The sequence below is a fragment of the Novosphingobium sp. ES2-1 genome (assembly GCF_015169775.1).
Taxonomy (GTDB): Bacteria; Pseudomonadota; Alphaproteobacteria; order Sphingomonadales; family Sphingomonadaceae; genus Novosphingobium; species Novosphingobium subterraneum.
Genome location: NZ_CP063445.1, coordinates 518,038 through 534,722 on the forward strand (window position 1 = coordinate 518,038; position 16,685 = coordinate 534,722).

General features: G+C 62.7%; 19 protein-coding genes and 1 tRNA gene. 13 read left to right on the forward strand and 7 right to left on the reverse strand.

Annotated elements, in window-relative coordinates; all coding sequences use genetic code 11:
- Positions 1–32 precede the first annotated feature (32 nt).
- The 5 genes from IM701_RS02475 to IM701_RS02495 all read left to right on the forward strand — a co-directional run bounded on the left by IM701_RS02475 (position 33) and on the right by IM701_RS02495 (position 4,095).
- A complete protein-coding gene (locus tag IM701_RS02475; RefSeq protein WP_193827683.1) occupies positions 33–1,514 on the forward strand; it encodes a carotenoid oxygenase family protein in 1,482 nt (493 codons plus the stop codon).
- Complete coding sequence (locus IM701_RS02480) at positions 1,511–2,428, forward strand: SDR family oxidoreductase (RefSeq protein ID WP_193827684.1); 918 nt, start codon at positions 1,511–1,513, stop codon at positions 2,426–2,428. The genes IM701_RS02475 and IM701_RS02480 overlap by 4 nt, the downstream gene beginning before the upstream one ends.
- Before the next feature lie 193 nt (positions 2,429–2,621).
- Positions 2,622–3,065: a hypothetical protein gene (locus IM701_RS02485; protein ID WP_193827685.1), complete on the forward strand. Its 444-nt coding sequence runs from the start codon at positions 2,622–2,624 to the stop codon at positions 3,063–3,065.
- A 99-nt stretch (positions 3,066–3,164) separates the two neighbouring features.
- Entirely contained in the window at positions 3,165–3,365 is a 201-nt protein-coding gene (locus IM701_RS02490) for a hypothetical protein (protein WP_193827686.1), read from the forward strand.
- Between the two features lie 64 nt (positions 3,366–3,429).
- On the forward strand, positions 3,430–4,095 hold the full coding sequence (locus IM701_RS02495; RefSeq protein ID WP_193827687.1) for a Crp/Fnr family transcriptional regulator: 666 nt from the start codon (positions 3,430–3,432) through the stop codon (positions 4,093–4,095).
- A gap of 22 nt (positions 4,096–4,117) precedes the next feature.
- Here the strand turns inward: IM701_RS02495 and IM701_RS02500 are convergent, their stop codons facing one another.
- Together IM701_RS02500 and IM701_RS21785 are read right to left on the reverse strand one after the other, a co-directional pair.
- Positions 4,118–4,735: a DUF4142 domain-containing protein gene (locus IM701_RS02500; RefSeq protein WP_193827688.1), complete on the reverse strand. Its 618-nt coding sequence runs from the start codon at positions 4,733–4,735 to the stop codon at positions 4,118–4,120.
- 104 nt (positions 4,736–4,839) lie between these two features.
- On the reverse strand, positions 4,840–6,426 hold the full coding sequence (locus tag IM701_RS21785) for a hemerythrin domain-containing protein (protein ID WP_082013512.1): 1,587 nt from the start codon (positions 6,424–6,426) through the stop codon (positions 4,840–4,842).
- Between the two features lie 258 nt (positions 6,427–6,684).
- On the opposite strand from IM701_RS21785, the gene IM701_RS02510 reads away from it, so the two are divergent.
- From IM701_RS02510 to IM701_RS02520, 3 genes are read left to right on the forward strand one after another with little or no spacing between them, the layout of a single operon-like run.
- Entirely contained in the window at positions 6,685–7,314 is a 630-nt protein-coding gene (locus IM701_RS02510) for a Crp/Fnr family transcriptional regulator (RefSeq protein ID WP_082734331.1), read from the forward strand.
- Positions 7,311–8,009, forward strand: coding sequence for an SRPBCC family protein (locus IM701_RS02515; protein ID WP_052242721.1), 699 nt, complete (start codon positions 7,311–7,313; stop codon positions 8,007–8,009). Before IM701_RS02510 ends, IM701_RS02515 begins: the two co-directional genes overlap by 4 nt.
- Entirely contained in the window at positions 8,009–9,178 is a 1,170-nt protein-coding gene (locus tag IM701_RS02520; RefSeq protein ID WP_039337939.1) for a zinc-dependent alcohol dehydrogenase, read from the forward strand. Before IM701_RS02515 ends, IM701_RS02520 begins: the two co-directional genes overlap by 1 nt.
- A gap of 3 nt (positions 9,179–9,181) precedes the next feature.
- On the opposite strand, the gene IM701_RS02525 is transcribed toward IM701_RS02520, so the two are convergent.
- Positions 9,182–9,637 carry a DUF6766 family protein gene (locus tag IM701_RS02525; RefSeq protein ID WP_052242722.1) on the reverse strand — a complete coding sequence of 152 codons (456 nt, stop codon included), beginning with the start codon at positions 9,635–9,637 and terminating at the stop codon, positions 9,182–9,184.
- Between the two features lie 234 nt (positions 9,638–9,871).
- Between IM701_RS02525 and IM701_RS02530 the strand changes: the two genes are divergently transcribed.
- Positions 9,872–10,405: a CinA family protein gene (locus tag IM701_RS02530; protein WP_193827689.1), complete on the forward strand. Its 534-nt coding sequence runs from the start codon at positions 9,872–9,874 to the stop codon at positions 10,403–10,405.
- A gap of 2 nt (positions 10,406–10,407) precedes the next feature.
- Here the strand turns inward: IM701_RS02530 and IM701_RS02535 are convergent.
- A tRNA-Pro gene (locus IM701_RS02535) sits at positions 10,408–10,484 on the reverse strand.
- Between the two features lie 200 nt (positions 10,485–10,684).
- On the opposite strand from IM701_RS02535, the gene IM701_RS02540 reads away from it, so the two are divergent.
- Positions 10,685–10,891 (forward strand): hypothetical protein, encoded by a 207-nt coding sequence (locus IM701_RS02540; RefSeq protein WP_193827690.1) that lies wholly within the window; start codon positions 10,685–10,687, stop codon positions 10,889–10,891.
- Positions 10,892–11,005: 114 nt separating this feature from the next.
- The gene (locus tag IM701_RS02545; RefSeq protein ID WP_230487837.1) at positions 11,006–13,165 is read left to right on the forward strand and encodes a TonB-dependent receptor; all 2,160 of its coding nucleotides are present in this window, start codon (positions 11,006–11,008) and stop codon (positions 13,163–13,165) included.
- 93 nt (positions 13,166–13,258) lie between these two features.
- Here IM701_RS02545 and IM701_RS02550 read toward each other — a convergent pair whose 3' ends face one another.
- On the reverse strand, positions 13,259–13,690 hold the full coding sequence (locus IM701_RS02550; protein WP_039337913.1) for a VOC family protein: 432 nt from the start codon (positions 13,688–13,690) through the stop codon (positions 13,259–13,261).
- A 478-nt stretch (positions 13,691–14,168) separates the two neighbouring features.
- Here IM701_RS02550 and IM701_RS02555 point away from each other — a divergent pair, with 478 nt between their 5' ends.
- Positions 14,169–14,447, forward strand: coding sequence for a hypothetical protein (locus tag IM701_RS02555; RefSeq protein WP_193827691.1), 279 nt, complete (start codon positions 14,169–14,171; stop codon positions 14,445–14,447).
- Here IM701_RS02555 and IM701_RS02560 read toward each other — a convergent pair.
- A complete protein-coding gene (locus tag IM701_RS02560) occupies positions 14,444–15,229 on the reverse strand; it encodes a sulfite exporter TauE/SafE family protein (protein ID WP_193827692.1) in 786 nt (261 codons plus the stop codon). The two genes, IM701_RS02555 and IM701_RS02560, sit on opposite strands and share 4 nt — an antisense overlap.
- Before the next feature lie 10 nt (positions 15,230–15,239).
- Positions 15,240–16,163 (reverse strand): MBL fold metallo-hydrolase, encoded by a 924-nt coding sequence (locus IM701_RS02565; RefSeq protein ID WP_193827693.1) that lies wholly within the window; start codon positions 16,161–16,163, stop codon positions 15,240–15,242.
- 110 nt (positions 16,164–16,273) lie between these two features.
- On the opposite strand from IM701_RS02565, the gene IM701_RS02570 reads away from it, so the two are divergent.
- The gene (locus IM701_RS02570) at positions 16,274–16,579 is read left to right on the forward strand and encodes a helix-turn-helix transcriptional regulator (RefSeq protein ID WP_062341928.1); all 306 of its coding nucleotides are present in this window, start codon (positions 16,274–16,276) and stop codon (positions 16,577–16,579) included.
- Positions 16,580–16,685: the final 106 nt, after the last annotated feature.

The following is a 16,685-nucleotide window of genomic DNA, read 5'->3' on the forward strand; positions in this document are numbered from 1 at the left end:
TACCGTAACAAATGATAGGGTGAGGTGTGGTGATGGGTGCGTATCCGCAGACGATCTACTTTACCGGCGCAAACGAGCCGGTGGGGCAGGAAGTGGACCTGCGCGGGCTGAAGGTGGAGGGCGACCTGCCAGCGGAAGTGCGTGGCAGCTTTTATCGCGCCGTGCCTGATCCCGCTTTTCCGCCCATGTTCGACAATGACCACACGCTTTCGGGCGATGGCATGGTCAGTCGCCTTTCGTTCAACGCTGATGGCACGGCGGACTTCCTGATGAAGTTCGTGGAAACCGCGCGCTACAAGGCCGAGCAGGCGGCGGGCAAGGCGCTGTTCGGCAAGTACCGCAATCCTTTTACCGATGATCCTTCGGTGCAAGGCGTCGACCGCACCGTGGCCAACACCACTCCGGTGTGGCACGCCGGACGCCTGCTGATGGCCAAGGAGGACGGCCGGCCCTATCGCGTCGATCCCAGGACGCTGGCGACGCTTGGCTCCTACGATTTCGGCGGCGCGCTCAAATCTGAAACGATGACCGCGCACGTGCGGATCGATGCCGAGACGGGCGAACTGTTCTTCTATGGTTACGAGGCAGACGGGCAGGCCTCGACCAAGGTCGCCTATTGCATCGTTGCGCCCGATGGCACGCTGAAGTCGGAACAGTGGTTCGATGCGCCCTATTGCGCGATGATGCACGATTTCACGATCAGCAAGAACTACGCGCTCTTCCCGATCTACCCGACGACAGCGGACCTTGACCGGTTGAAGGCGGGCGGGGAGCACTGGCACCATCAGCCGGAACTGGAATCCTGGCTGGGCGTGATGCCCCGTTATGGCGACGTGCGCGAGATCAAGTGGTTCAAGGGGCCGAAGGGTTGCCATTCGTACCACATGATGAACGCGTGGGAGGATGCCGAGGGGATGCTTCACTTCGACGCTTGCCTCAACAATACCAACGCCTTCGCCTTCATCCGTGAGCCTTCGGGTATCCAGATGGGTCCGCAGGACATGCAGGGCGCGCTGACCCGCTGGACGGTCGATCCGCGCAGCGAAGGCGGCGAGGTTACAGAGACGATCATCGGCCCTCCCGGGGATTTCCCGGTGATCCCGGCGAAGTTGCAGGGACGTCCTTACAAGACCGGCTGGATGCTCTCGATGAACCCCGAGTTGCAGGGGCCGCCGTTGTTTGCAGGGCCGGTGGGCGTGAGCTTCAACCTGCTGCTCCGTCTGGACGGGATGGACACAGGCAGCCCCCAGGTGACCAATGCACTCGCCCTGCCGCCGATGGCCGGATTCAACGAGCCGGTGCATTTGCCCGCTGCTGATCAGGCCAAGGATGGTTGGCTGGTGTTCATCATGGACCAGCAGACCGGTGACAACCTGTTCGTGCATGAAGCCTGGGTGGTCGATGCCGGGAACATCGGTGCAGGGCCGGTGGCGAAGGTCCACATTCCAACGCGGCTGCGTCCGCAAGTGCATGGCTGGTGGGTGCCGCAGGCGCAGTTGGACGCTCTGGCATGAGCCGTATCGTCATCACCGGAGCTTCGGGCAATTATGGCCGCGGCGTTACCGACCGGCTGACCGCGCTGGGGCGTGCAAGCGACCTCATCCTGATCACCCGCAAGCCTGAGAAACTCAGCGACCGCGCCGCGCAAGGCTGCGTCGTGCGCTACGGCGATTTCGACAAGCCGGAAACGCTGGTCGAGGCGGTGCAGGGCGCTGACAGGATGCTGCTGATCTCGGGCACGCGGGTTGGGGCGCGCGTGGTGCAGCACAAGGCGGCGATCGACGCTGCGGCTGCGGCGGGCGTTGGGCATGTGGTTTACACCAGCTTCATCGGCATCGACGATCCCGCCAACCCCGCTGAAGTGCGGCACGATCATATCGAGACCGAACGCCTGATCCGCGCCTCGGGTTGCGGCTGGACGATGCTGCGCGATGCCCACTATGCCGATGCGATGATCCTGATGGCCGGCCCCGGCGTGATGCAGAGCGGCAAGTGGTTTTCCAACGCCGGAGAGGGCCGCGAGGCGATGGTCTGGCGCGACGACTGCATCGAGAGCGCGGTGGCGGTCCTGACCGGTGAAGGCCACGAGGGCCGAATCTACAACATTACCGGGCCGGAATTGCAGACCTTCGGCGAAGTTGCGGCGATCATGGCCGAAGTGACCGGGCGGCCTGTCGAATACGTCTCGCTGGATGACGAAGGCCAGTATGCGATGTTCGACGCCATGGGCATCCCGCGCCGCCCGGTCGATGATCTGGAAATTGCCGGCATCCCGTGGAACAGCGACGACATGGTGTCTTTCGGCCGCGCCATCCGCGAGGGGTTCCTTGAGCTCTGCACCGATGATGTCCAGCAATTGACCGGGCGCAAGGCGCGATCGGTCCGTCAGATGATCAAGGACAACGCGGCCATGTTGCGCGGGGCCTGAAGGGTTGCGGCCGTCCCGGCCAGTGCCAACGATCGTGTGAGGCCTTTGTCCACCCGGATCGCATGGCTTTGCGCAGCCTCCAGCTTCCGTTCGTCGTTTTTCGAAATCGTTCCAGTAACTTGACCTGCCCAAAAGGGAAACATCGCAGTCGTTGCAACGTTCACTCTGCACAACCAGCAAGGGGACGAGCAGCATGGCAAGAGATGACGGCACCTCCCTTTCGTCGCCGGAATTGGTCGTGGCCGAAAAGGTCATTGCGCACGATGGCGCACGATCGCTGGCCAGGGCCGAGCACGATGGACTTCTCGGTGTCACGTGCCTGCAGGACGCGCCCTACATGGCCGCCTACGAGTGCTTCGACAGCTACTCGGCTTTCGAACGCTATCTCGATTATGGCGGGCCTGACCTGATACCGTCCGTGCGCCTGCTGCTTTCGGAATACTGCCGCCACGCGCTCGATCGGGCATGGTTCTACTACCCCGATGCACTGCCGGAAGAGGGTGTCGCCATGGACGACATCCGCAACGGCTATATCCTGCGGCGCCTCAATTTTCCCTTGGAAGACCTTTATCCAGACAGCCAGCCTGCGGGTCAGGTTGGCCAGGAGATCTATGGCAGCGGCGCGGCGCTGATCTAAACCACCCGCAGCTTCAGGCGGATCGAGGGCGTTCCTTTCCTGATCTGGTGCGACGTCTTTGTCCGCGCCGTCCACAAGATCGACGCGACCACCATCAGCATGCGCATCGATGGCCCGGCCGGGACCGAAGCGCGGCTCGCGCTGGTGATGGAAGATGGCAACACGCCTGACGGCATCGAACCGCGCCTGACCACATCCGACGGCCGAGCCCTGCCCTTCGAACTGCAAGACGGCCGCCTCGAAGCGCGCCTTCCCGCTGACGCTTCGCTCCTCTTCGCCTGGAAAGAGACCAAGAAATGATGAAAGCCGCGCTCAATACCGACGAAGGCGCTTCCCACGCCGAGCGGCCGCCGATTTCGAAGCCGTGTGGAACCTGAAAGGCATGGCACAGACAAGGCAGCCTTCCGCACCTCGCCTGTTCGACAGGGGCTCTCATCTTGCAAGAGCAGGCGATCGGCGCGCGGAGATCTATCGCATCAAGGAAGGCTGGGCCTGTCGCTATGACATTCTCGCAGATGGACGGCGGCAGATAACCGATCTCTATCTTCCCGGTGACTATTGTGAGCCACAATGGCTGATCACCAGGGATGCCACAGCGCCCATCATGGCCCTGACGCGCCTTGCGGCTGAACCGATCTCGGTCGATCTGCTCTACCGGCAGGATCAGGAAGGGATCAAACAGGTACTCGCGGGGATCGTCCGCAACCTGGAGAGGCAAACCCAATGGCTCGTCCGCCTCGGGCGGAAGAATGCGACGGAACGCATTCTTGAGCTGCTTGCCGATCTTTACGAGCGACTTGGCTCAAGCGATCAACCGACGTTGATCTCGTTAAGCCAGGTCGAAATAGCCGATGTCGTGGGTTTGACCCCGGTTCACGTCAACCGAATCCTTCATCGCCTGGCCGAAAAAGGCCTTGTCGTTCAGCAAGGGCGTAGCCTGTTCGTCATGCCACTCATTGCGTCTGGTGCAGAAGCAGGACCCGAAAAGTGCTTGGTCAGGAAGCCGGACGCGGTCCATACCGATAGCTGAAGCGCGCGTCCGTTGGCTGTCCTCAGGGCTGCATGTTGCGGACTTCGGCCAGGTGCTTCTGGACGACGGGCGCAGTCTTGGCGGCAAAGTCCATCAACGGCTTCGCGTCCCCGCTGCTCGCATATGTCGTCAGCATGGCATAGGCTTTCTCGTGCGCTTCCACCTGCTGCCGGATGTAAAGATCATGGGCGGATTTGCCATCGGCAGCCTGAAGCTGCTGGAGCTGGCCCTGCTGCGCATCGGTGAGGATGGGGGCTTGGCGCAACTGAACGCCCTCGACCTTGCTCGCCGCAGCCTGAAGCGCGTTCGCAGAAGCAGTGTGATCGCGGATCATCATCTGCGCAAAATCTCGCAAATCGCCTGTGACTCCCTTTGACTGGACGATCCTGGCACTTTCCAGTTCGAACTGGTCGCTGCCGGAAGCCGCATCGACAAAGGCCTGGCCGGTGAGGGGCAGGGCCTCTCCGGCAACAGCGCCGGTTCCGGGAGTTGCAGTGGCCGCAGCGCTATCGTCTGCAGCATCGGTGGCCGGGCCGGTTGCAGCGCCTTCATCGCCCCGGGGTGCGTTGCACGCTCCAAGAGCGGCGGCGAGCGCCACGACGACTGCGGTGCGGCTTGCGCCTTTCGGAAGTAGGGGCATGGAATGGTTCTCCTTTTCCTGCAGGTTCCGGGGTTGTGTCTCTCATGATGCAGAGTGAAGGGGCCGGGCATTCACGCCCGACCCCGACACTTTCCGCTGAGAGTTCAGTTCCGGTTGTCCCAACCCCTGCGGGCGGCTTCCGAATGCCCACGGGAATCCCCGAACCAGCCACCGTGGCCGCCGCTTCCACCGCGACCGCGACCGCGATCGTCGTCGTCATCGTCTCGCCCGCGATAGGAGCGGGAAGAACCACGGTCATCGTCGTCGCGACCGCGCGACGAGCGCGTCGATCCGCGGTCTTCCCAGCCCCGGCGCGAAGCTTCGGAGTGTCCTTCGGGATCACCGAACCAGCCGCTGCGGCCATGATCGGGGTTGTCCCAGCCGCGACGCGCCGCTTCGGAATGGCCGCGCGAGTCCCCGTACCAGCCGCTGTCGCCATGATCAGGGTTGTCCCAACCCCGGCGTGCGGCCTCGGAGTGCCCGCGGGAATCGCCATACCAGCCGCGCCCGTCGTTGCCGCCGCCATTTCCGCGGCCATTTCCACCCTGGCGGCGCCCGCCGCGATCGTCGTCGTCGTCGCGGCTGCTCCCGCGTGACGAATAGCCACGGTTGTCGTCGTCGTCGTCATCGCGCGACGAACGCGACGAGCCACGGTCCTCCCACCCGCGACGGGCTGCTTCGGAATGGCCACGCGAATCTCCGTACCAGCCGCGTCCATCATCATCACCGCGGCCGCCCCCGCTACGCCCGTTACTGCGCCCGTAGTCGCGGTCGTCGTCGTTGCGGCCCCGACTCGATCCGCCGCCATTGCGAGAGCTGGTGAAGCGCCCATCCTCATCGCGTTCGCGACCGGAGCCGCCGTCGCGGCGGGATCCGCGATCATCGTCCGAACCGTTGCGGCCTCCTGCACCGCCTCTGGCAAATCGACCCTGATCGTCGCGTTCCTGCCCGCGCTGTTGATAACTGGCCATTTCGTATTCCTCTCGTTGGTTGTTCGTGGATCGAATGTGGATCGCCACCGGCTCTCCGCCGGGGAGACGATCGCGCTGTTCAAGCTCGGCACGGCGCTGCTTCAGCCGTTGAGCCAGTTCCGGGGTGTCCACCCCATGCGCCTGGGCTTTGGCAAAGATGCCGTCCTTGCCGCTCTCTTCCTCCCCGACATGGTGCTTGACCTGTTCGGCCAGCACCTTGACCTTGGCATCCCGGAAGGGATCGTCATCGCGCAGGTTCATGAGATCGGCGATGAGCACCTTCGCGCTGTCATGTTCGACCTGCGCCTCGTTCAGCGGGTCGTCTTCCGGGATGCTGTCCCGACACGCCGGGTAGAAGATTTCCTCTTCCAGCATCGTGTGCAGGGTCAGCGCTTTGCAGACCTCCTCGATGAGCGTCTGCTTTTCCTCCTCGCCAGCCTTCTCGAAGCGGGCGAAAAGCTGTTCGGCCTTGCGATGATCGGCCTTCAGGCTCGCAATCGCGCTCCGATCCGGGTCAGTCGTTCTTGCTGCGCCCGTCTTTGCTGCACCTTGCTTGCCAGCGGTCTTGCGAGCCTGCTGCGCCTTGGCCCCGTTTGCGCCGCCGCTGCCGGATGAGCTCTGTGACTTGTTCTCGTCCCCGACAGCGGAACTGCCCGGTTTGGCGTTCGCCGTATTCTCGGCGGCCTCGTCGTTTGGCTTGGCGCCAGCCTGTGATGCCATGGGATTGCCTCCTCTCTCTGTGCCCGGCTGCAAGCGCCGGATCGCATCGGGAAAAGGCCGCACGCAGCGTGTTCGATCCTCTGCGCTAACCTGGTTGAAGCAATGTCCGCCGTGCGGGCCACACCTGCGGCGAACAGATCGGCGCGCTCTGTCCACGGCACGCCTCAAACGCGGAAAACCTTTCTACATTAATGGGTTAGTCCTGCATCAGTCGTTCATGACGCAGTGAGCGGGTGCAGCACGATCGGACGCCAGCCCATGCACAAGCGAATATCGGAAGTCCCCTGGAGACAATTCAGGCGGTACGAACATCTCGCCCGCGCAGGGGACCGCTCTGACTGCATATACTGCATCAAGGATGGCTGGGCGTGCCGCTACGAGTTGCTCCGCGACGGCCGCCGCCAGATCACGGCGCTTTATCTGCCCGGGGAGTACTGCGAACCGCACTGGCTCCTGTCCGGCCAGGCCCGTCTGCCAGTGATGGCCCTGACCCGCCTGACCGCGAGGCCGATTCCGCTTGGCCAGATCGATCACCCTGGCGAGGGCGGGGTCAGGAATGTCCTTCACGCCATGGTCCAAGCCATGGAGCGGCAGGCGCAATGGATTACCCGCCTTGGCCGCAAGAACGCGACCGAACGGATCGTGGAGCTTCTCGCCGATCTGCGCGCCAGGCTGGGCAGTGATGACGACAAGGTCGTGATCCCGCTGACCCAGCGCGAGATTGCCGACATCGTGGGGCTGACGCCTGTCCACGTGAACCGCGTGCTGCACCGGCTGGCTGAACAGAACTGCGTTCACCTGTGCGGCAGAAGCCTGCTCGCATCCACGCAGATGGATCACAGCACCGAGCAGCACCCATGCGCTGAAAAGCAAGGAGAACAAGGATGAGCAGGCACGAACCACCCTCGGGCCGACAGGCATTGGCGGCTGTGGCCATGACGACGGCGATCGCTGCAGGCATCGGGCTGGTGCTCGGAGCAAGGCGTCGGCCCCGTGACGTGAGTGGGGACTCTGCTCCGGGCTATGCCGCGCGACGGTCATTCGGGAGCTATGCGGTAAGCGGCCGCAGCGTGACCATTGCCCGTCCGCGCGAGGAGTTGTTTGCGTTCTGGCGCGACTTTGCAAATCTCGCCCGGTTCATGGAGAACGTCGAGGACGTGCGGCCGGTCGGCGGGGACGGGCACAATGTCTGGACGATCCGCGCGCCTGCGGGACGGACCGTCGCAATCGAAACGGTGATTGCGCGCGAGGAACCGGGCGAGCTGATTGCGTGGCGTTCGGTTGCCGGGTCGGACATCGATACCGAGGGGCGCGTGACGTTCGAGGATGCACCGGGCGAGCGGGGGACCCGGGTCAGCGTGCGCATCGCCTACAAGCCGCCAGCCGGTGAACTGGGGCGACTGTTTGCCAAGCTGCAGGGGCGGGAACCTGAAATCCAGGCACGCCGCGATCTGCGCCGGTTCAAGATGCTGATGGAGGCAGGGGAAATAGCGACATCGGCAAGGCGCAAGGAGCAGACCCGCGCTGCAAGACAGGCGCGCGAGGAACAGGACCAGGCTTCCACTCCAGCGGAGAACGCATGATGCGCGCATTGACCTTTCACGGCACGCAGGACGTCCGTGTCGACACCGTCGACGATCCCGAGATCATCAACCCGCGCGACGCAATCATCCGCGTCACCTCGACGGCGATTTGTGGTTCCGATCTCCATCTGTATGATGGCGTGATCCCCGGGGTGATGCCCGGAGACATTCTTGGCCACGAGTTCATGGGCGAAGTGGTTGAAACCGGGCCGCTCAGCACGCTTGTCAGAGGACAGCGCGTGGTGGTGCCCTTTACCATCAGCTGCGGCCGCTGCTTCCATTGCAATCGTGAGGAGTTTTCCGCCTGCGACAATTCTAACCCGGCCGAAAAGCAGGACCTGGCGGAAAAGGCCTATGGCCACGCGACGTCAGGGATCTTCGGCTATTCGCACATGACCGGGGGCTATTCGGGCGGCCAGGCGGAGTTTGTCCGGGTGCCATTCTCCGACGTCGGCCCCATCGTCGTGCCCGAGCATCTGGATGACGAGCAGGTCCTGTTCCTGTCGGATATCCTGCCGACGGGGTGGATGGCAGCGGAGAACGCACAGATCGAACCCGACGATACCGTAGCCATCTGGGGATGTGGTCCCGTTGGCCTGTTTGCAGTTCAGTCCGCTCTCGCCATGGGGGCGGCCAAAGTCATTGCAATAGATCATTATCCCCACCGGCTCGAGCTGGCGCGTGGTCTCGGTGCAGATATCATCAACTTCCGCGAGACCAATGTTCTCGAGGCACTGATGGACATGTCAGGCGGCCTTGGTGTCGATGCGGTGATCGACGCGGTGGGCATGGAAGCGCACGGCTTTGCGATCGACAACATCTTCGATATCACCAAGCAGAAGATCGGTATCGGCGCCGACCGGGCCGCTGCGCTGCGTCAGGCGCTGCTGGCTGTCCGCAAGGGCGGGCGCGTTTCGGTTCCCGGTGTCTATGGCGGACTGGCCGACAAGTTTCCGCTCGGCGCGCTCATGGAAAAGGGGCTGCAACTGCGCACCGGGCAGACTCACGTGCAGCGGTACATGAAGGATCTGCTTGCGCGGATCGAGGACGGCACGCTCGACACCACGTTCCTCATCAGCCATCGCCTGCCGTTGGAAGAAGCGGCCACGGGATATCGGAACTTCAAGGAGCAACAGGATACCTGGACCAAGGTCGTGCTCAAACCCTGACACTCATGATCCGTCGGCGCGCTCCTGCTCGTGTCCATGGGGGCGGGGGTGCCCATGGTGACGCAGGTATCTGTCGTCGATCCCCTGGAGCAGGGCATCCGCGCGTTCGCCGGCCTGCAACCGTATCAGGGCATCGATCTTCGCTTCCATGCGGTCATCGTTTTCCTTCGATGTGGGCGATCCGACATAAAGGAAGTAGGCGAGCCCGATCACCTGCCACATCAATTGCAGAAATTCCGACTGCCAGTTCTCGAAGGTATCGCGCAGCATCTCATCCAGATAGGCGCTCCATTCCGGCATCTGCCCATGCGTCTGCGACTCATCCACGTAGGCTTTCCAGCCAAACCACCAGTGCAGGGCAAAGGAACCGAGGAAGAAGGCCAGCGTGATCCAGCCGTAGGCGTATTTGCCCCATATCCCGCGGCGGGATGCCTGATCCTCTGTGCGGCTTTCCGGCATCGCTTCGCTCCATTGCAGTCGCGTTGGTACTCACCCGGGCAAAACCGGTGGCCAGTCGGATAGGTTCCAAGCATATGAAAAGGCGATGGAAACTGGAACCTAACGGCAAACCTCCGATTGACCTTCGTGACAAGCAAACGCGTCGTGACAGACACGCCAAAGCCGGGGCGGCTGGCTGGGAGAGGCTGGTCGCTCCTCAATGGCGCCAGTCCATGTTCGGCCAGGAGATGATGCATGCCAACGGACGACTTGCCTGACGGTATCGAGAGTGCCGAAAATCATGCCAGAAAGGTTCTGGCGCAGATCTCGGCAGCGGGCTTGACGGTGGCGACTGCCGAAAGCTGCACTGGCGGGCTGCTTGCCTCGTTGCTGACCGACATCGAAGGTTGCAGCAGCGCATTTGAGCGCGGCTTCGTGACCTATTCGGCCGCTTCAAAGACCGAAATGCTGGGAGTACAGGCCAACGTGATTGCCATGTTCGGTGTCGTCAGCCGCGAGGTGGCTCTGGCAATGGCGCAAGGTGCATTGGAAAACAGCAGCGCGGATATCGCCTTAGCCATCACCGGCTTTGCGGGCCCTGGCGGAGCGCGCGACGAGGCCGGACTGGTCCACCTTGCCGCCAGCGGCAAAGGCCATCTTGCGATCACGCGCGAATGCCATTTCGGCCTCGCGGACCGGGCGCTCGTCCGTCAGCGGTCCATCAACGCCGCGCTGGAAATGCTGGAGGAAGCCTGTGAGCGCCTGACTGACTGGCGCAAACGGACATGAAGTGGTCGGGGAGATAGGATTCGAACCTACGACCCTCTGGTCCCAAACCAGATGCGCTACCAGGCTGCGCTACTCCCCGACACCCGGAAGCCCCTAGTTTCTCGGCGGTTTCAGGGCAAGCGGAAAGTTCGGCTCGTGGCAATGAGTGGCAGAACGAGGCAGGAACGGGCGAACAGACTCCCGGAATAGTCCCGGACCTCGGCTTTGAGAAAGCGTTAACCGCCAAGCCCGAATTTTCGGTGGTTTCAGGCCATATGGTCGGGGAAACGGGGGCATGGCTTGCACAGCAGGCGAAAGGTCCACGCCAGACATGGCCTTGCCGATAGCCTTGCCGCCGAGTTGGCCCAGCGCAGAACCACCTGCGCCAAGAGCAGCGCCGGTCAGGGGATCGCCTTGAGTGACACCGCCATAGGTTCCGCCATAGGTCGCGTCGGTCAGGAGATTGCGCCCAAATTCGGCGGCACGTCCACCGCCGAGCGCACGTGATGCAAGGTTGGGTGCGACTGCATCGTCGTCACGGCGCAGCGCCGTGAAGAGCGGCTTTCGAAGGTTCCCGTCGCGGTCGTCGCGTTCGGATCGGAAGCGCTGCAGAACCGGAATATTACCAGCGAGCAGGATATCGGAACGCTCGTCCCTGGTCTTCAGGTGAAGAATGGCCAGAACTCCAATCAGCTGAGCTACAGCATGCGCGGCCAGTCACTGGACCCGTTCTCGGGCACCAGCCCTGCGGTCCTGCCTTACCTCAATGAAGCTCCATACAATCCCGGCAACACGGCCACGGCCTTCTTCGATCTGGGGTCGATCCAGGTGCTGAAGGGGCCACAGGGTACCCTGTTCGGGCGTAACGCCACTGGCGGTGCAGTTCTCTACACCACTCCCATGCCTGGAGACAGCTTTGGCGGATACGTGACTGTCCGTGGCGCTTCACGCGACTACGGGCAAATTCAGGCTGCCGTTGACCTGCCCCTTTCTGAAGGCAAGGCTGCCCTGCGCCTCGCATTCGACGCGACGCGCGGCAACGGCTACGTCACGAACATCAACACCGGGAACACGCTGGGCGACAAGAACAGCCGCTCCGGGCGTGCAACGCTGCTGCTCACACCTACCGATACGCTGAAGAATATCACGATCGTCCAGTATGATCGCGTCAAGGGGACCGAAGGCGTCGGCGGCATCTACACGTACAATTCGGCGACGAACCCGCAGTTCGTCAGCGACGGTACAAATCACATACCTGTCAGCGGGCTGACCAACACTCTCGCCGCCATCTATGGCAACAACGATGGTCCAGCTGCTCCTGGCTTCTTCCCGGGCGGCGTTGAAGGGTACACAAGATTCACCCGCGCAAACCCCTACAAGGTCTGGCTTCAGTACGATCTCCCGCACAGTGCCGAGAACGTTTTCGTCTCGAACACGACCGAGCTTGAAATTGGTGCCGACACCAAGCTGAAGAACATCTTCAGCTACATGAATGGCAAGTCTAACACCCCTGGCAACCTCGCGGGCGGCCCGTTCGGCTCGCTTTGGCTGTTCAAGCTGGCCGGGATCAACGCAACCGGCGCACCAGGCGGCCAGACCTTCCGGTCGAAGACGTTCAGCGAAGAACTGCAGATTCAGGGAAGCCTCTTGGACGACCGCCTGAACTACACCGCAGGCGTGTTTTACTCGAACCAGAAGCGCTTCGAGATCATCCCGATCAACATCGGCGCGGACGTGGTCCCGGGCGGCATTGCGGATATCTCCTACGCCTATCGCAACCGTCAGGAATCCAAGGCAGTCTTTGCTCAGGTAAGCTACAAGGTTACCGAAGCGCTTACCGCAACGCTTGGCGGTCGCTATACTTGGGAGAATGTCGGCATCCGGCAGGCACCCGGCAACGTGTTCGGCGTCGATCCCAACTCGCCAGCCGCAGATCAGAGCAGGAAGCTTTCGGCTCCGGCATGGACCGCCAGCCTGCAGTACCAGATCGACCCGAACAACATGGTCTACTTCAACCAGCGCGGCAGCTTCCGTTCGGGCAACCTGAACGGCACGGTGGCGCCGTTCACTGATCCGCTCACCGGACAGCCCGCCAACTTCTTCAAGAACGAGAAGGTTCACGACTTCGAACTGGGCTACAAGTTCAATGGCCGCATCGGGGGTGCCCCCGTTCAGTTCAACGTCGCGGCCTACAAGATCATCGTCAAGGACGCACAACGCGCCCTTTACGCGCTGGTGGGTGGCGCTCCGGCAGGCTTCACGGTGAACGTGCCGCAGGCCGAGACCAAGGGCTTCGAAGTCGACGCCTTCGCCGGTCTGACCTCCTGGCTCGATGTCGGGTTCAACCTGGCCTACACCGATGCGAAGTACACCAAGCGTACCGTACCCATCCCGTTCGTCGGCAGCCTGCAGGTCGATTCCTATCCTGACGCACCGAAGTGGGCAGGATCTGCAAACATCGAGGTGAAGTTCCCGGTTCCCGCCGAGATCGGCAAGATCAGCCTGCGCGGCGACTACTACGGCCAGACCGGCTTCTTCTTCTCGAACACCAACGGCACTTCCACGCCCGGAACGCACCTCGATGGGTATTGGAATGTCGGCGCAAGGCTGAACTGGAAGGAAATCATGGGAAGCCAGGTGTCCGCAGCAGTCTTCGTCCGCAACCTTACCGACGAGACCTACTACATTTCAGGTTATGCGCTGGGTGCATCCAACGGCGTCAACACGGCATACCCGGGCGAACCCCGCACGATCGGTGCGGAAATCTCGGTCAAGTTCTGAGGTTGCACGCGACGTGGGTCCGGGGCTGCGAATGCCAGCTTCGGACCCCCGGATTCCTTCGTCAGTTCAATATGATCTGGCTTGCATGATCAGCTACCGGTTCGCTGGCGCAGCAGCTGCCACCTTCAGTTCGATCCCGTTGCCTTCTGGATCCTGCAGGTAGACCGAAACGCCAAATCCTTGCGCGCCGAAACGGGTCTTGGGCTCATCCATTTCCAAGCCGAGCTCGCGTAGGTGCTTTCCGAGCGCTTCAGGCTCGATTGCATCGACCTGGAAGCAGACATGGTCGACGTTGCGCCCGGTCCCACTCGGTGCCGCAACGCCTGATACACCCAGTGGCCCGTCAATGCTCACGATGTCGAGCAGGGCGGATCCGGCGGTGAGATGATACAATCCCAGCTCGGGCCGCTCCCACTGCATCGTGCAGCCAAGAGCGCTCACGTAGAAATCGACCAGTCGCCGCGCGTCGGCCGCTCGGATTACGACATGATCGATACCCAATAGCGTGAAGGGTGCGTTAGACATAATATAGTAAGCTTTCGCAGGACCTTTCCTGGACAAGAATGGCGCATCGGACCGTCTCTTGCGAGTTGTTTCTTTTACCTGATCGCCGAAACGGTGTGGCAGGAGTGGTCGCGGGTTGAGCAACGACTGTCATGGGGCTGGCAGCTTGCTGGCGGACTTTGCCACAGAAATGCTCGAGAGTCGCCACCGCGCTCCATCCTGTGCAGCGCGACGGACATTTCCGCTCCGGTTGCGAACCGCTCCTGAGCCTCGATCACCAACCTCGACGGGTCATTCTTGCCGTACGGAAGATGAACCTCTTGGCGCGCCCATGCGAACCCGGCGTAAGAAAGCCGTCGTGCCTCGCGCAGGTCGTTTGCGTTCGGACTGTTCCGCGGCAACCGGCTTTCTTCCCAATCCCTGCGCGCAGGACGAAACGCCCTGCCGGTTCGCTTTGGTGGATTGCTCCATGAACGGCAGCGCGGCACAGAGGGCGGCGATGAGCAAGCGCAAGCGCCGATACCTGACTGCGACGATGCCCGATGGATACGTGAAGACCATCGGGCCGACGACCGACAGTTTCACGCACTACTGGCGGATCGTAGCCGAACTGGAGAATGGCAAGACCGAGGTGTTCTGGGGCCACACCCGGTCGCTCGCCGAGGCCCGCAAGAAGCGGGCTCCGGCCCAGGAGGCGGCGAAGATGCGGGGCTGGAAGAGCTTTGCCTTCGAAATTGCCGAACTGGTCGAGACGGCTGCCCCCGCATCAGAGGCCTAGCCGAACAGTGCAGCGCCGCTGCGCGCAAGCATGTAGAGCGCCACGACGACGATGAGTCCGGCAAAGAGGGTGTTGAGTGTGCCCTTGCTTGCGGCAAGCCGGGTCGAAGCCCTGGTGCCGATGAGCGATCCGGCAATGCCGCCGGCAATGAACGCAATCGCCAGGGGCCAGTCGAGCATTCCCGACGCGGCGTAGTTCAGCGCCGTGGCAAGGCCGAAGGCGCTGACTGCGACAAGCGAGGTGCCGATGGCGCGGCCGATGGGCATCGAGGTGCTGGCGACAAGGGCCGGGACGATCAGGAAGCCACCGCCGATCCCGAAGAAGCCCGAGAGCAGGCCGGTGCCGGCGCCGAAGGCGAGCACGCGCGGCAGGTTGTCGCGGTTGCAGACGACGCCCTCGATCCCTTCGCTGCCGCGGCCTCGCCACATCAGGAAGGCGACGACCAGCATGAGCAAGGCAAAGAGGGCAAGCAGGCTCTGGCCGTCGAAGGCCTTGCCGATCGCCGATCCGCCGAGCGCGCCGAGCACGCCCGCTGCGGCGAACATGCCCCCGCAGCGCCAGTTGACGTTGCGCGCCCGGGCGTGGCTGGCGAGGCCCGACAGCGCGTTTGCCGCCACGGCCAGTGCGCTCGTGCCAATGGCAAGGTGCGGGCTGGCAACGCCGACAACATAGACCATGAGCGGCACGGCAAGGATCGACCCACCACCGCCGACAAGGCCGAGGACGAAGCCGACGATTACCCCCGCCAGGCTCGCCAGGAGATGTTGCAGATCGAAGATCACCGCCGGCCCCTTACAACAGGTCTACCGGCAGGCGCAGGTAGCGCACGCCGTTGCTGTCTGGTTCGGGCAGATGGCCTGCGCGCATGTTGACCTGGATCGACGGCAGGATGAGCTTGGGCATGCCGAGCGTGGCATCGCGCGCTTCCCTCATCGCGACGAACTCGTCCTCGCTGACGCCTTCGTGGACGTGGACGTTGGCAGTGCGTTCGGCGCCGATGGTTGTCTCCCAGACGAACTGGTCGCGGCCCGTGGCCTTGTAATCGTGGCACAGGAACACGCGCGTCTCGTCGGGCAGGGCCATGAGGCGGCGGATCGAGCGGTAGAGCGTGCGCGCGTCGCCGCCGGGAAAATCGGCGCGGGCAGTGCCGTAGTCAGGCATGAACAGCGTATCGCCGACGAACACGGCATCGCCGATGACGTAGGCGAGACACGCGGGGGTGTGGCCGGGAACGTGCAGCGCCACGGCTTCAATCTCGCCTACGCGGAAGGCGTGGCCGTCGTCCATGAGCAGGTCGAACTGGCTGCCGTCACGGGCGAAGGCCGGGCCTTCGTTGAAGACCTTGCCGAAAACGTCCTGCACGGTGCGGATCGCTGCGCCGATGACGATCTGCCCGCCGAGCCTTTGCTTGAGATAGGGGGCGGCAGACAGGTGATCGGCGTGTGCATGAGTTTCGAGCAGCCAGTCCACCGTGAGGCCGTGCGCTTCGACATGGGCAATGACGCGGTCGGCAGAAGCATGGCTGGTGCGGCCCGAGGCCTGGTCGAAATTGAGCACCGGGTCGATCACGGCTGCGCGCAAGGTGGCGGGATCGTGGACGACATGGGTCGCCGTGAAGGTTGCCTCGTCGAAGAAGGTGGTCACGACGGGCACTACGGCCGAGGCACGAGTGGCGCTGATCTGGGCGGCGGCGGTAGCAATGGCATGGTCGGACATCGGAAGACTCCTTTGCTCCTGTATATAACTTTTACCTAATATAAGGCAAGTGTAATTTAATTGGCCTTGCAGTCTTGTGCGTGGCGCAATCGACGTTATCTGCTGAGCTTATGAAGCCCGCCAGCCTTGCCGACCTGAAGCAGAATGCCGCCGCGATGGCCGGGCGGATGCGCACGATGAGCCACCCCGAGCGCCTGCTCATGCTTTGCCGCATGGACGAGGGCGAGGTTTCGGTAACCGAGCTGGTCGAGCTGACCGGCCTGTCGCAGTCGGCGGTATCGCAGCACCTTGCGCGCCTGCGCGACGAAGGCGTGGTCGACAGTCGCGTGGCAGCGCAGGTGCGCTTCTACAGCCTGAAGGACGAGATCGTCCGCGCGATCATTCACGCCCTTTGCGAGATCTGCGAAAAGCGCTAGATTAATCACTGATCAATAAGCTGGATCGGATGCAGGAAGAGTCTTGCGTCATCGATCCAAATTAGAGTATTCATTCTATATTGAATGCGCGCGGTCATCCGTGCGC

Coding starts and splice junctions, on each gene's coding strand:
- IM701_RS02475 (WP_193827683.1), top strand. CDS start 33: ATGGGTGCGTATCCGCAGACGATCTACTTTACCGGCGCAAACGAGCCG.
- IM701_RS02480 (WP_193827684.1), top strand. CDS start 1,511: ATGAGCCGTATCGTCATCACCGGAGCTTCGGGCAATTATGGCCGCGGC.
- IM701_RS02485 (WP_193827685.1), top strand. CDS start 2,622: ATGGCAAGAGATGACGGCACCTCCCTTTCGTCGCCGGAATTGGTCGTG.
- IM701_RS02490 (WP_193827686.1), top strand. CDS start 3,165: ATGCGCATCGATGGCCCGGCCGGGACCGAAGCGCGGCTCGCGCTGGTG.
- IM701_RS02500 (WP_193827688.1), bottom strand. CDS start 4,735: ATGCCCCTACTTCCGAAAGGCGCAAGCCGCACCGCAGTCGTCGTGGCG.
- IM701_RS21785 (WP_082013512.1), bottom strand. CDS start 6,426: ATGGCATCACAGGCTGGCGCCAAGCCAAACGACGAGGCCGCCGAGAAT.
- IM701_RS02510 (WP_082734331.1), top strand. CDS start 6,685: ATGCACAAGCGAATATCGGAAGTCCCCTGGAGACAATTCAGGCGGTAC.
- IM701_RS02515 (WP_052242721.1), top strand. CDS start 7,311: ATGAGCAGGCACGAACCACCCTCGGGCCGACAGGCATTGGCGGCTGTG.
- IM701_RS02520 (WP_039337939.1), top strand. CDS start 8,009: ATGCGCGCATTGACCTTTCACGGCACGCAGGACGTCCGTGTCGACACC.
- IM701_RS02525 (WP_052242722.1), bottom strand. CDS start 9,637: ATGCCGGAAAGCCGCACAGAGGATCAGGCATCCCGCCGCGGGATATGG.
- IM701_RS02530 (WP_193827689.1), top strand. CDS start 9,872: ATGCCAACGGACGACTTGCCTGACGGTATCGAGAGTGCCGAAAATCAT.
- IM701_RS02550 (WP_039337913.1), bottom strand. CDS start 13,690: ATGTCTAACGCACCCTTCACGCTATTGGGTATCGATCATGTCGTAATC.
- IM701_RS02555 (WP_193827691.1), top strand. CDS start 14,169: ATGAGCAAGCGCAAGCGCCGATACCTGACTGCGACGATGCCCGATGGA.
- IM701_RS02565 (WP_193827693.1), bottom strand. CDS start 16,163: ATGTCCGACCATGCCATTGCTACCGCCGCCGCCCAGATCAGCGCCACT.
- IM701_RS02570 (WP_062341928.1), top strand. CDS start 16,274: ATGAAGCCCGCCAGCCTTGCCGACCTGAAGCAGAATGCCGCCGCGATG.